We start from the raw sequence: 13,274 nt of genomic DNA, 5'->3' as shown, positions 1-13,274 counted from the left end.
TCGGGTTGCGTTGTTGTCCGCTCCTTTCAGCAACCGCTGTGCCAGTCAGAAAACACATTGATTAAAAAGGGAAAAGCGATTTCCGTAGACCATGTTTTCCAGCGCGGGAGACAATCGGTCGTCTCCTTTCGGAGACGGCGCGTCCGCGTGCCGCGATCGCGCAGTTGAAATCCGCCGCATCTCCCCCATTTGCGAAGCAACCCGCTGCCGAGAGGAAAAGACATGCGCTTCGACAAGTTCACCACCAAGTTCCAGCAGGCGATCGGCGAGGCCCAGAGCCTGGCGATCGGCCACGACAACCAGATGATCGAGCCGCAGCACCTGCTGCTGGCGCTGATCGAGCAGCAGGAGGGCGGCACCGGTTCCCTGCTCGCCCGTGCCGGCGTCAACGTGCCGGCGCTGCGCGGCGATCTGGACAAGGCGATCGACCGTCTGCCGCAGGTCTCCGGCCATGGCGGCGAGGTGAGCATCGGCCGCGACCTGTCGAACCTCTTGAACCTGACCGACAAGGAAGCGCAGAAGCGCGGCGACCAGTTCATCGCCTCGGAAATGTTCCTGCTCGCGGTATGCGAGGACAAGGGCGAGACCGGGCGCATCGCCAAGCAGCACGGCCTTGCCCGCAAGTCGCTGGAAGCCGCGATCGACGCGGTGCGCGGCGGCCAGGGTGTCGATTCGCAGGAGGCCGAAGGCCAGCGCGAGGCGCTCGCCAAGTACTGCATCGACCTCACCGAGCGCGCCCGCCTGGGCAAGCTCGACCCGGTGATCGGCCGCGACGACGAGATCCGCCGCGCGATCCAGATCCTGCAGCGGCGTACCAAGAACAACCCGGTGCTGATCGGCGAGCCGGGCGTCGGCAAGACGGCGATCGTCGAAGGCCTGGCGCAGCGCATCGTGAACGACGAAGTGCCGGAGACGCTGAAGGGCAAGAAGGTGCTGGTGCTGGACATGGCCGGGCTGCTGGCCGGCGCCAAGTACCGCGGCGAGTTCGAGGAGCGGCTGAAGGCGGTGCTGAAGGACATCGCCAGGGACGAGGGCCGCATCATCCTGTTCATCGACGAGATCCACACCATGGTCGGCGCCGGCAAGGCCGAGGGCGCGATCGACGCCGGCAACATGCTGAAGCCGGCGCTGGCACGCGGCGAGCTGCACTGCATCGGCGCCACCACGCTCGACGAATACCGCAAGTACATCGAGAAGGACGCCGCGCTCGAACGCCGCTTCCAGAAGGTGCTGGTCGACGAGCCGTCGGTGGAAGCGACCATCGCCATCCTGCGCGGCCTGCAGGAAAAGTACGAGCTGCACCACGGCGTCGACATCACCGACCCGGCCATCGTCGCCGCCGCCGAGTTGAGCCACCGCTACATCACCGACCGCTTCCTGCCGGACAAGGCGATCGACCTGATCGACGAGGCTGCCGCCCGCATCAAGATGGAAATCGACTCGAAGCCGGAGGCGATGGACAAGCTCGACCGCCGCATCATCCAGCTGAAGATCGAGCGCGAGGCGGTGAAGAAGGAGAAGGACGAAGCCTCGATCAAGCGCCTCCATCTGATCGAGGACGAGATCGCCAAGCTGCAGAAGGACTACTCCGATCTCGAGGAGATCTGGAAGGCCGAGAAGGCCGCGGTGCAGGGCTCGGCGCACATCAAGGAAGAGATCGAGCGCCTGCGCGTGCAGATGGCCGAGCTGCAGCGCCAGGGCGCCTTCGACAAGCTCGCCGAACTGCAGTACGGCAAGCTGCCGCAGCTCGAAGCGCAGCTGAAGGCCGCGGAAAAAGCGGGCGACGGCGAGGTGAAGAACAAGTTGCTGCGCACGCAGGTCGGCGCCGAGGAGATCGCCGAGGTGGTCAGCCGCGCGACCGGCATCCCGGTCGCCAAGATGATGCAGGGCGAGCGCGACAAGCTCTTGCAGATGGAAGACCGGCTGCACCGGCGCGTGGTCGGCCAGGATGAATCGGTGCGCCTGGTGGCCGACGCCATCCGTCGCTCGCGCGCCGGCCTTTCCGACCCGAACCGGCCTTACGGCTCGTTCCTCTTCCTGGGGCCCACGGGCGTCGGCAAGACCGAGCTGTGCAAGGCGCTGGCCGAGTTCATGTTCGACTCGGAGGAGCACCTGATCCGCATCGATATGAGCGAGTTCATGGAGAAGCACTCGGTCGCCCGCCTGATCGGCGCGCCCCCGGGCTACGTCGGCTACGAGGAGGGCGGCTACCTGACCGAGGCGGTGCGTCGGAAGCCGTACAGCGTGATCCTGCTCGATGAGGTCGAGAAGGCGCACCCGGACGTCTTCAACGTGCTGCTGCAGGTCTTGGACGACGGCCGCATGACCGACGGCCAGGGGCGCACCGTGGACTTCAAGAACACGGTCATCGTGATGACCTCGAACCTCGGCAGCCAGATGATCCAGGCGATGGCCGGCGACGACTACGGGGTGATCAAGGTGGCGGTGATGGCCGAGGTGAAGACCTATTTCCGGCCCGAGTTCATCAACCGCATCGACGAGGTCGTCGTTTTCCACGCGCTCGACGAAAAGAACATCGCCGCCATCGCCAGGATCCAGCTCGGCTACCTCGAGAAGCGGCTGGCGCAGATGGAGATGGCGCTGTCGGTCGACGAGCCGGCGTTGCTCGAACTGGCCAAGGCCGGCTTCGACCCGGTGTTCGGCGCGCGGCCGCTGAAGCGGGCGATCCAGCAACAGATCGAGAATCCGCTGGCGAAGGCGATCCTCGAAGGCAAGTTCGGGCCGAAGGACACCGTGCGCGTCGGCGTCATCGACGGCACGATCCGTTTCGCCCGTGGCTGATAAGCGTACGCGCTGGCAGTCCTGGCGCGCGGCGCGGGCGCAGGCCCTCGCCGCGCCCGACAGCTGGCTCGGCCTGGTCGGCCTGTTCTGGCTGGACGAGGGGGCGAACGCCGTCGGCGCCGATCCGGCGGCGGCGGTGCGCCTGCCCGCCGGAGCGGCGCACCTCGGTCGGCTCGACTGCGCCGGAAGCGCGGTCGTCTGGCACCCGGCGGCGGGCGACGCCGTGCCGCTGCGGACCGACGTCGGCGGCGCGCCGACCGTCGTCGAGCACGGCGCCTTCGCCTTCTTCGTGATCGAGCGCGACGGCCGGCTGGCGGTGCGCCTGCGCGACCGCGGCTGGGCGGCGACGCGGCCGTTCGCCGGCATCGACGCCTACGACTACGACCCGGCCTGGCGGATCGCGGCCGACTGGCGGCCGCTCGTGCCGCCGCAGACGATCGAGGTGCCCAACGTCAGCGGCGACCTGAGCCCGGTGCGTGTCGAATGGCAGGCGGTCTTCCGCGTCGGCGACGCCGAGGTCGCGCTGCTGCCGATGCGCGTCTCGGCAGAGGGCGTCTTTTTCGTCTTCCGCGACGCGACGAGCGGCCGTGCGACCTACGGCGCCGGCCGCTTCCTCGACGCGGCGGTGCCCGCCGACGGGCGCCTCGTCCTCGACTTCAATTTCGCCTACAACCCGCCCTGCGCCTTCACCCCGTTCGCCACCTGCCCGCTGCCGCCGCCGGAGAACTGGCTGCCGTTCGCGGTCGCGGCGGGCGAACTGCGCTACGCCGACGGGCATTGATCGGTGCCGCCTCCGACCTTTGGCGGAGGCCGGCGATTTTTCTTGCACCTCCGCCGCCGGATGTGGTCAGATGGGTTGAAAGGTTCGAGTTCGTCTCCATGTTCGCAGTGCAGCACTGCAAGGTGAAAGGAGTGAGCCATGAACGTCGTCTATAACAGCGAGCACTTTTCGATACTCGCCTACCCCGCACAGGAAGGTTTCGAGCTGGTCGACAAGGAGTGCAGCCGCACCCTGTTCATCCAGGGCGAGGTGGCCTTCCGCTTCCGCCAGGCGATCGACGCGATCCCCGAAGAGGAGCGCGACGAGGAAACCATCGACGGCTTCATCGAGCATTACTGCGAGGGGGTCTCGCGGCCGATCCGGTTCCACTGAGCAGGCTGGGTGTCGTCCGCGGATCGGGTATAATTCCCGCTTTCGGTATCTGTGGACGGGAGTTTGGAATGTTTGGCACGCTGTACGAATCCGATCACACCAAGTGGATGCGCGAGATGATGGCGAAGAACCCGGAGTGGGCGGAAGACCAGAAGACGGGCCGCGCGATCTGGTGGGACAAGCAGATCGACCTCGACCAGCAGGCGCGTTACCAGCAGGCGAAGGAAGCGAACAAGTCGTATCCCTACGACGTCAATTTCGACTTCTGAGCGCCGGCCGCGGTCGCGGCGACGACGGAAAGAAAAACGGCAAGGCCTTGCGCCTTGCCGTTTTCGTTTGGGTCGGAGCCGGGGAAGGCGACCGCGCGGCGAAGACGTCGCCCGCCGCGCGGTTTTCCCCGCCCCTTAACCTTGCAGCGGTTTGACCACGCGCTTCACCGCCGCATCCTCGGGGTGCGGGTGGATGGTGAAGCCGAGGCTGGTCATCAGCCGGAACATCTTGGTGTTGAGCGCCAGCACGTCGCCGACGACGGCGCGGTAGCCCTTGGTGCGGGCGCAGTCGATCAGCGCCGTCATCAGCTTGCGACCGATGCCGTGCTTCTGCCAGTCGTCGGCGACCGCCAGCGCGAACTCGACCGACTCGCCGTCGGGGTTGGTCACGTAGCGCGAGACGCCGATCTGGTGATCCATGCCGTCCTCGCCCTCGATCGTCGCCACCAGCGCCATCTCGCGGTCGTAGTCGATCTGCGTGAAGCGCACCAGCATCGGCTGCGTCAGCTCGCGGATGGTGTCCATGAAGCGGTAATACTTGCTCTCGTCGGACATGCGCGAGACGAAATCCTTCTCCATCTCCGCGTCTTCCGGGCGGATCGGGCGGATGGTGACGATCCGGCCGTCCGGCAGCTGCCATTCCTGCATCAGGTGCACCGGGTAGGGATGGATCGCCATGTGCGAGTAGCGGTCGCCGGTCACCGGCGCGTAGTCGATGACGATGCGCGCGTCGGCGGCGATCGCGCCGTTCTCGTCGACGATCAGCGGGTTCAAGTCGAGTTCCTGCAGCCAGGGCAGCTCGCAGACCATTTCCGAGATGTTGAGCAGGACGTCTTCGAGCGCGTCGAGGTCGGCCGGCGGCATGTTGCGGAACTCGCCGAGCAGCTTCGAGGCGCGCGTCGAGCGGATCAGGCCCTGGGCGAGGAAGCCGTTCAACGGCGGCAGCGCGACGGCGCGGTCGCTGAAGATCTCGACCTCGGTGCCGCCGGCGCCGAAGGTGATGATCGGCCCGAAGATCGGGTCGCGGACGACGCCCAGCATCAGCTCGCGGCCATGCGGGCGGGCCAGGTAGGGCTCGATCGAGACACCGTTGATGCGCGCGCTCGGGTGCTTCTTCTGCACCGTCTCGATGATGTCGTGGTAGGCGTTGCGCACCGCCGGCGCGTTGGTGATGTTGAGCCGCACGCCGCCGGCGTCGGTCTTGTGCACCAGGTCCGGCGAGTCGACCTTCATCGCGATCGGGAAGCCGATCTGCTCGGCGAGCAGCAGCGCCTCGGTCGGCGTGCGCGCGACCATCGTCTGCGCCACCGGGATGCGGAAGGCGCGCAGGATCGCCTTCGACTCCATCTCGGAGAGCACCTTGCGCCGCTCTGAGAGGACCGCCTCGATCAGCATCTTGGCGCCTTCGGTTTCCGGGCGCTCCTGGCGGCTGGTCGGCATCGGCGTCTGCAGCAGCAGCTTCTGGTTGCGGTAGTAGGTCGAGATGTGGAAATAGAGTTCGACCGCCGTCTCCGGCATACGGAAGGCGGGGATGCCGGCATCTTCCAGCATCTTGCGCGCGGCGGCGACCTGCTCCTCGCCCATCCAGCAGGTGAGCAGCGCCTTGCCGGTCTGCTCGTGCGCGTCGATCACCGCCCTGGCGACTTCCGCCGGCTGCGTCATCGCCTGCGGCGTCAGCATGACCAGGATGCCGTCGACGTCGGCGTCGGCGGCCACCGCCAGGATCGCGTCGCGGTAGCGTTCCGGCGTCGCGTCGCCGACGATGTCGATCGGATTGGCGCGCGACCAGGTCGAGGGCAGGCAGGCGTTGAGCTTCTGCACCGTCTCCATGTTCAGCTGCGCCAGCGGAATGTCGAGGTCGCCGGCGCGGTCGGCGGCCATCGCGCCCGGCCCGCCGCCGTTGGTGATGATCGCCAGCCGCTTGCCGAGCGGCCGGAACTTCGACGCCAGCGCCTTCGACGCGTAGAACAGCTGGCCGACGTTCTTGACGCGGACGACGCCGGCGCGGCGCACCGCGGCATCGAACACCGCGTCCGAGCCGGCGATCATGCCCGAGTGCGTCTGCACCGCCGCCGAGCCGGCGGCGTGCCGGCCGGCCTTCAGCAGGATGATCGGCTTGATGCGCGCGGCGGAGCGCAGCGAGCTCATGAAGCGCCGCGAATTCCGGATGCCCTCGATGTAGAGCAGGATGTAGTGCGTGCGGTTGTCGTAGATCAGGTAGTCGAGGATCTCGCCGAAGTCGACGTCGGCGGTGCTGCCCAGCGAGACGACGCTGGAGAAGCCGACGCCGTTGGCCTTGGCCCAATCGAGCACCGCCGCGCACATCGCGCCGGACTGCGAGATCAGCGCCAGGTTGCCCGCATTCGCCGAGACCTTGGCGAAGGTGGCGTTCAAGCCCAGCGGCGGGCGCAGGATGCCGAGGCAGTTCGGGCCGAGCACGCGCACGCTGTAGCTGCGCGCGATCTCCAGCATCTTGCGCTCGAGCGCGGCGCCGGCGTGGCCGGCCTCGGCGAAGCCGGCGGTGATGACGATCACGTTCTTGATGCCGCTCCGGCCGCACTGCTCGACGATCGTCGGCACCGTCTGCGGGCGCGTCGCGATCACCGCCAGCTCGACGCGGGCGCCGATTTCCTCGATCGACGCGTAGGCCTGCACGCCCTGGATCGTCGAGTGCTTCGGATTGATCGGGTAGAGCCGGCCCTGGTAGCCGGAATCGAGGATGTTCTTGAAGATGATGTTGCCGACCGAGTTCTCGCGGTCGGAGGCGCCGATGACGGCGACGGACTTGGGTTCGAACAGGCTTGTGAGGTAGTGCTGTTCTAGCATCACGGGACACCTTGCGGGCGAAGTATTGTTGTTCGGTTGTGCGTCGCAGCAATCTAGCACAATGCCCGTACAAAATCTCTGCGTATTTTCCGCATCTGATACAAAAAAATTTTCGCCGCAAGCGCCGGGCGTATCAGGAGTAACGGGGCGTCCGGAGGCCTGGACGGAACTGCCGCCGCCGTCCATTTTCCGGGACGGGGGTGGCTTGCGCGGACGATGGTCGGCGGCGGATCATGGCGCCCTCGGACCGTCTCGGAGTTTCGCGCCATGCTGCATGATCAGCTCCCCCCGTCGCCGTGGGTCCGCCGCTTCGCGCCGCTGTTGCCGGCCGGCGGCGAAGTGCTCGACCTCGCCTGCGGCGGCGGCCGCCACGCGCGGCTGCTGGCCGCCCTCGGCCATCGCGTCGAGGCGGTCGACCGCGACTCCGCGGCGCTGGCCGCGCTGGCCGGCGTCGCCGGCGTCTGCGTCCGCGTCGCCGACCTCGAGCATGGCGCCTGGCCCTATGCCGGCTGCCGTTTCGCCGGCATCGTCGTCACCAACTACCTGCACCGGCCGCTGCTGCCGCTGATCGAGGGCGCGCTCGCCGAGCCGGCGGTGCTGATCTATGAGACCTTCATGCAGGGCAACGAGCGCTTCGGCCGGCCGTCGAATCCGGACTTCCTGCTGCGGTCGCAGGAGCTGCTGCAGCTGGCGCAGGCCGCCGGGCTGCGCGTCGTCGCCTACGAGGAGGGCGAGGTGGCGGCGCCGAAGGCGGCGGTCGTGCAGCGGCTGTGCGCGGTGCGCGGCGAGCTGCCGCCGCGGCTCTGATCAGTGGTCGCCGGCGACGGCGGCGAGCGGCGCGGTAGCGCTCTCGGCCGGCCAGCCGAGATGACGGTGCAGGATGGCGGCGATCTCCTGATGCTGCGGGGCCTGCGCCGTATAGCGCACCGAGCAGTCGCTGCGGCTGCCGCACATGATCGCCTGCGCCAGCGTGCCGGCGAAGCCGGCGTCGAGCGGCTCGCTGTAGGTCGGGATGCGTACCAGCACCGACTTGAACGCGGACGGCCGGCTGCGCAGCTCGCCGACGATGCGCGGCAGGTGGCCGGCGGCCGGCGGTCCGCCGGCAGACTGTTCGGCGGCGCTGGCGTCGAGCAGGCAGTGGATGTGCGCCTGCTGGTTGTACCAGCAGCGCCAGTGCAGGGCCTTGCGCTCGCCGGCGTCGGCCGGCGCCTCCCCGGCGACGGCCCGGCGCTCGCCGGGCCCGAGATTGCCGAGCGCTGCGCACAGCAGCGCCAGGCCATAGGCCAGCCGCTTCTTCGACATGGATCTCCCTCGTTGTCCGTGTCTTCGTATCGCCCGGTCCCCGGCGTGCGGGGGCTGTGCCGGAGCGCGTCGCACGCACGCCGGGCCGGGGAGGGGGCCATCCGCTTGTCGGTCTCTCCCGATTAGCCGGGCGTCATTGTAATTTATGCCGAATGCTTGAGCAACGCGGTGCTGCGCGGCCGCGGCGGAGGTTTTGAGAGAACGGGGCGGATCGGATACAATTGCCCTTTCCCGCTGCAGAAAAATCCATGACCAAATATGTATTCGTCACCGGCGGCGTGGTGTCCTCCCTTGGTAAGGGCATCGCCGCCGCCTCGCTCGGGGCCATCCTCGAATCCCGCGGCCTGAAAGTCACCCACCTCAAGCTCGACCCCTACATCAACGTCGACCCGGGAACGATGAGCCCGTTCCAGCACGGCGAGGTCTTCGTCACCGAAGACGGCGCCGAGACCGACCTCGACCTCGGCCATTACGAGCGCTTCACCAGCGCCAAGATGAGGAAGTCGAACAACTTCACCACCGGCCAGATCTACGAGTCGGTGATCAAGAAGGAACGGCGCGGCGAATACCTCGGCAAGACGGTGCAGGTGATCCCGCACATCACCGACGAGATCAAGCAGCACATCCACCGCGGCGCCGAAGGGGCCGAGGTGGCGATCGTCGAGGTCGGCGGCACGGTCGGCGACATCGAGTCGCTGCCCTTCCTCGAGGCGATCCGCCAGATGGGCCTCGACGAGGGGCCGGGCAACGCCTGCTACATCCACCTGACGCTGCTGCCGTACATCCCCACCGCCGGCGAGCTGAAGACCAAGCCGACGCAGCATTCGGTCAAGGAACTGCGCGAGATCGGCATCCAGCCCGACATCCTGCTGTGCCGCGCCGACCGGCCGATTCCGGCCGACGAGAAGGCGAAGATCGCGCTCTTCTGCAACGTGCAGAAGCAGGCGGTGATCGAGGCCCTCGACGCCGATTCGATCTACAAGATTCCGGCGATGCTGCACGACCAGATGCTCGACGAGATCGTCTGCCACAAGCTCGGCATCCTGGCCAAGGCGGCCGACCTGTCGGTGTGGAACAAGCTGGTGCATGCGCTGGCGCATCCCGAGCACAAGATCGACATCGCCTTCGTCGGCAAGTACGTCGACCTGACCGAATCGTACAAGTCGCTGACCGAGGCGCTGGTGCATGCCGGCATGCACAGCCGGGCCAAGGTCAAGATCCATTACCTCGACTCGGAAGAGATCGAGCAGAAGGGCTGCGCCGCGCTGAAGGGCATGGACGCGGTGCTGGTGCCCGGCGGCTTCGGCAAGCGCGGCACCGAGGGCAAGATCGCGGCGATCCGCTACGCCCGCGAGAACAAGGTGCCGTATCTGGGCATCTGCCTCGGCATGCAGCTCGCCGTGATCGAGTTCGCGCGCGACGTCGCCAAGCTCGACGGCGCCAACAGCACCGAGTTCGAGCCGAACGGCCCGCACCCGCTGGTCGGCCTGATCACCGAATGGCAGGACGCCTCGGGCAAGACCGAGAAGCGCAGCGAGAATTCCGACCTCGGCGGCACCATGCGCCTCGGCTCGCAGCGCTGCCCGGTGAAGCCCGGCACGCTGGCGCACAGGATCTACGGCGACGAGGTGAACGAGCGCCATCGTCACCGCTACGAGGTCAACAACAACTACGTCGAGCGCCTGGAAGCGGCCGGCCTGGTCGTCTCGGCGCGGACGCCGTCGGAAAATCTCTGCGAGATGGTCGAGCTCCCCGCCGACGTACATCCGTGGTTCGTCGGCTGCCAGTTCCACCCGGAGTTCACGTCGAACCCGCGTTCCGGCCATCCGCTGTTCAGCGCCTACGTGCAGGCGGCGCTGGCCTACCAGGCGACGAAGAAGAAGAGCTGACATGCTGTCGCCGCAGGCCATCGCCGCTACCGCCGAGCGCATCGCCGCCGCCGCCAGCCAGCCGGCGCGGGTGATCGTTTTCGGCTCGTACGCGCGCGGCGATGCGGACGACGATTCGGATCTCGATCTGATGGTCGTCGAGCCGCAGGTCGTCGATTTCACCGACGAGTACCTGCGCCTGCGCGAGGCGGTCGGCAGCATCGGCGTCGGCGTCGATCTGCTGCTGCTGTCGGAGCAGGAATACCAGAAACGCCGGGAATGGTGGGCCACCCCCGTCTATTGGGCGGCACGCGAAGGCAAGGTGTTGCATGAACCCGCGTGAGATCGCCGCGGAGCAGGCACAGGAGCTGCTCGCCGCCGCTGCCCGCGACGAAGTGACGTTTCACATCCTGCGCAAGGCCAGCGAGGCGCCGCTGGAAACGACGCTGTTCCATGCGCAACAGGCCGTCGAAAAAGGGTTGAAGGCCGTTCTGGTCAGTGCGGGCGTCGTCTTCCGCCGGACGCACGATTTGCTCGAGTTGCTGGACCTGGCCGGAGCGCAGAAGATTGCAGTTCCGCTGGAGCGGACCTTGTTGGCAAGGTTGGCGCCGTACGCCGTGGAGTTCCGTTATCTCGGCACTGCGGCACCGAAGGTGTCGCTCGAAGAAGCCGATGCTGCGGTCGATGCGCTGATGGCCTGGGCGCGTTTGCAGGTCGAGGCCGGCAAAGGAGATTCCGAATGAAACTGTGCGGTTTCGAGATCGGCCTCGAGCGGCCGCTGTTCCTGATCGCCGGCCCGTGCACGGCCGAGTCGCTGGAACTGTGCGTCGAGGTCGCCGGCCACCTGAAGGAGGTCTGCGGCCGCCTCGGCGTGCCGTACATCTTCAAGGCTTCCTACGACAAGGCCAACCGCAGCTCCGGCAAGTCGGTGCGCGGCCCCGGGCTGGAGGCCGGCCTTAAGCTGCTCGACGAGGTCCGCCGCCAGGTCGGCGTGCCGATCCTCACCGACGTGCATACCGAGGAGGACATCCCGGCCGTCGCCGCCGTCGTCGACGTGCTGCAGACGCCGGCCTTCCTCTGCCGGCAGACCGACTTCATCCATGCGGTGGCCGCTTGCGGCAAGCCGGTAAACATCAAGAAGGGTCAGTTCCTGGCGCCGGGCGACATGAAGAACGTTGTCGACAAGGCGCGCGAGGTGAACGGCGGTGCCGACAACCTGATGGTCTGCGAGCGCGGCGCCTCCTTCGGCTACAACAATCTGGTCTCGGACATGCGCTCGCTGGCGATCATGCGCGAGACGAACTGCCCGGTCGTGTTCGATGCGACGCATTCGGTGCAGCTGCCGGGCGGGCAGGGCACGGTGTCGGGCGGGCAGCGCGAGTTCGTGCCGGTGCTGGCGCGGGCAGCGGTGGCGGTCGGCATCTCCGGCCTGTTCATGGAAACCCACCCGTGCCCGGAGAAGGCCTTCTCCGACGGCCCCAACAGCTGGCCGCTGGCGCGCATGGAAAGCCTGCTGACGACGCTGGTCGCGCTCGACCGCGCGGTCAAGGCGGCCGGTTTCGAGGAAATGAGTTTGTGAGTGGCGAGTGGAGAGTCGAAAGTCGAGAGTGGGGGCGGTTCGCGCTCGACTCTCGACTCCCGACTCTCGACGATCTTCAATCTAGCTAGCAGGAAGGAAACCAAGATGAGTTCTGTTGTCGATGTCGTCGCCCGCGAGATTCTCGATTCGCGCGGCAACCCCACCGTCGAGTGCGACGTGCTGCTGGAGAGCGGCGTGATGGGCCGCGCCGCGGTGCCGTCGGGCGCCTCGACCGGCTCGCGCGAGGCGATCGAGCTGCGCGACGGCGACGCCGGCCGCTACCTCGGCAAGGGCGTGCTGCAGGCCGTCGAAAACGTGAACACCGAGATCTCGGAAGCGATCATCGGGCTGGATGCGCAGGAGCAGGCCTTCATCGACAAGACCCTGATCGACCTCGACGGCACCGACAACAAGTCGCGCCTCGGCGCCAACGCCATGCTCGCCGTGTCGATGGCCGTGGCCAAGGCCGCCGCCGAAGAATCCGGCCTGCCGCTGTACCGCTACTTCGGCGGCTCGGGCCCGATGCAGATGCCGGTGCCGATGATGAACATCATCAACGGCGGCGCGCACGCCAACAACAGCCTCGACATCCAGGAATTCATGATCATGCCGGTCGGCATGGGCTCGTTCCGCGAGGCGCTGCGCTGCGGCGCCGAAGTCTTCCATGCGCTGAAAAAGCTGCTCGACAAGAAGGGCTTCTCGACCGCCGTCGGCGACGAGGGCGGCTTCGCGCCGAACCTCGGCAGCCACGCCGAAGCGATCCAGCTGTGCATGCAGGCGATCGAGAACGCCGGCTACACCCCCGGCCAGGACGTGCTGATCGCGCTCGACTGCGCCGCCTCCGAGTTCTTCAAGGACGGCAAGTACCACCTGTCCGGCGAAGGCCTGCAGCTCTCGTCGGCGCAGTTCGTCGACTACCTCGCCAACCTCGCCGACCAGTTCCCGATCGTCTCGATCGAGGACGGCATGGCCGAAGGCGACTGGGAAGGCTGGAAGCTGCTGACCGACCGCCTCGGCGACAAGGTCCAGATCGTCGGTGACGACCTTTTCGTGACCAACACCAAGATCCTCAAGGAAGGCATCAAGAAGGGCGTCGCCAACTCGATCCTGATCAAGATCAACCAGATCGGCACCCTCTCCGAAACCTTCGCCGCGATCGAGATGGCCAAGCGCGCCGGCTACACCGCGGTCATCTCGCACCGCTCGGGCGAGACCGAGGACAGCACCATCGCCGACATCGCCGTCGGCATGAACGCGCTGCAGATCAAGACCGGCTCGCTCAGCCGCTCGGACCGCATCGCCAAGTACAACCAGCTGCTGCGCATCGAGGAAGATCTCGGCGACACCGCCGGCTATCCGGGCCGCGAAGCGTTCTACAACCTCAAGTGAGCGGCTGGGAGCTAGGGGCTAGGGGCTGGAGGGGTGCGCGAGCTTTTCGCTAGCCCCTAGTCCCTGGTCCCTAGCCCCTTTCAACC

General features: G+C 67.1%; 12 protein-coding genes. 10 read left to right on the top strand and 2 right to left on the bottom strand.

The window, feature by feature from the left end:
* Positions 1–222 precede the first annotated feature (222 nt).
* From clpB to IWH25_RS14465, 4 genes are all read left to right on the top strand, one after another.
* A complete protein-coding gene (clpB, locus tag IWH25_RS14480; RefSeq protein ID WP_203386477.1) occupies positions 223–2,802 on the top strand; it encodes an ATP-dependent chaperone ClpB in 2,580 nt (859 codons plus the stop codon).
* Positions 2,795–3,583: a DUF1684 domain-containing protein gene (locus IWH25_RS14475; protein WP_203386476.1), complete on the top strand. Its 789-nt coding sequence runs from the start codon at positions 2,795–2,797 to the stop codon at positions 3,581–3,583. Before clpB ends, IWH25_RS14475 begins: the two co-directional genes overlap by 8 nt.
* 138 nt (positions 3,584–3,721) lie before the next feature.
* Positions 3,722–3,955, top strand: a complete 234-nt coding sequence (locus IWH25_RS14470; protein ID WP_203386475.1) for a DUF3567 family protein — start codon at positions 3,722–3,724, stop codon at positions 3,953–3,955.
* Between the two features lie 68 nt (positions 3,956–4,023).
* The gene (locus IWH25_RS14465; protein WP_203386474.1) at positions 4,024–4,224 is read left to right on the top strand and encodes a DUF3460 family protein; all 201 of its coding nucleotides are present in this window, start codon (positions 4,024–4,026) and stop codon (positions 4,222–4,224) included.
* Positions 4,225–4,359: 135 nt separating this feature from the next.
* On the opposite strand, the gene IWH25_RS14460 is transcribed toward IWH25_RS14465, so the two are convergent.
* A complete protein-coding gene (locus IWH25_RS14460) occupies positions 4,360–7,050 on the bottom strand; it encodes a bifunctional acetate--CoA ligase family protein/GNAT family N-acetyltransferase (RefSeq protein WP_203386473.1) in 2,691 nt (896 codons plus the stop codon).
* Positions 7,051–7,317: 267 nt separating this feature from the next.
* Here IWH25_RS14460 and IWH25_RS14455 point away from each other — a divergent pair, with 267 nt between their 5' ends.
* A complete protein-coding gene (locus IWH25_RS14455) occupies positions 7,318–7,857 on the top strand; it encodes a class I SAM-dependent methyltransferase (protein ID WP_203386472.1) in 540 nt (179 codons plus the stop codon).
* On the opposite strand, the gene IWH25_RS14450 is transcribed toward IWH25_RS14455, so the two are convergent.
* Entirely contained in the window at positions 7,858–8,352 is a 495-nt protein-coding gene (locus IWH25_RS14450; protein ID WP_203386471.1) for a hypothetical protein, read from the bottom strand.
* A 248-nt stretch (positions 8,353–8,600) separates the two neighbouring features.
* Between IWH25_RS14450 and IWH25_RS14445 the strand changes: the two genes are divergently transcribed.
* From IWH25_RS14445 to eno, 5 genes are all read left to right on the top strand, one after another.
* On the top strand, positions 8,601–10,241 hold the full coding sequence (locus IWH25_RS14445; protein WP_203386470.1) for a CTP synthase: 1,641 nt from the start codon (positions 8,601–8,603) through the stop codon (positions 10,239–10,241).
* Between the two features lies 1 nt (position 10,242).
* On the top strand, positions 10,243–10,563 hold the full coding sequence (locus tag IWH25_RS14440; RefSeq protein ID WP_203386469.1) for a nucleotidyltransferase domain-containing protein: 321 nt from the start codon (positions 10,243–10,245) through the stop codon (positions 10,561–10,563).
* Positions 10,550–10,963, top strand: coding sequence for a HEPN domain-containing protein (locus IWH25_RS14435; RefSeq protein ID WP_203386468.1), 414 nt, complete (start codon positions 10,550–10,552; stop codon positions 10,961–10,963). Before IWH25_RS14440 ends, IWH25_RS14435 begins: the two co-directional genes overlap by 14 nt.
* Complete coding sequence (gene kdsA / locus IWH25_RS14430; RefSeq protein WP_203386467.1) at positions 10,960–11,799, top strand: 3-deoxy-8-phosphooctulonate synthase; 840 nt, start codon at positions 10,960–10,962, stop codon at positions 11,797–11,799. Before IWH25_RS14435 ends, kdsA begins: the two co-directional genes overlap by 4 nt.
* Positions 11,800–11,904: 105 nt before the next feature.
* Entirely contained in the window at positions 11,905–13,188 is a 1,284-nt protein-coding gene (gene eno, locus IWH25_RS14425; protein ID WP_203386466.1) for a phosphopyruvate hydratase, read from the top strand.
* Positions 13,189–13,274 lie beyond the last annotated feature (86 nt).

It is taken from the genome of Azospira restricta, from assembly GCF_016858125.1.
Classification (GTDB): Bacteria; Pseudomonadota; Gammaproteobacteria; order Burkholderiales; family Rhodocyclaceae; genus Proximibacter; species Proximibacter restrictus.
This window is presented reverse-complemented; position numbering and strand designations above follow the sequence as displayed.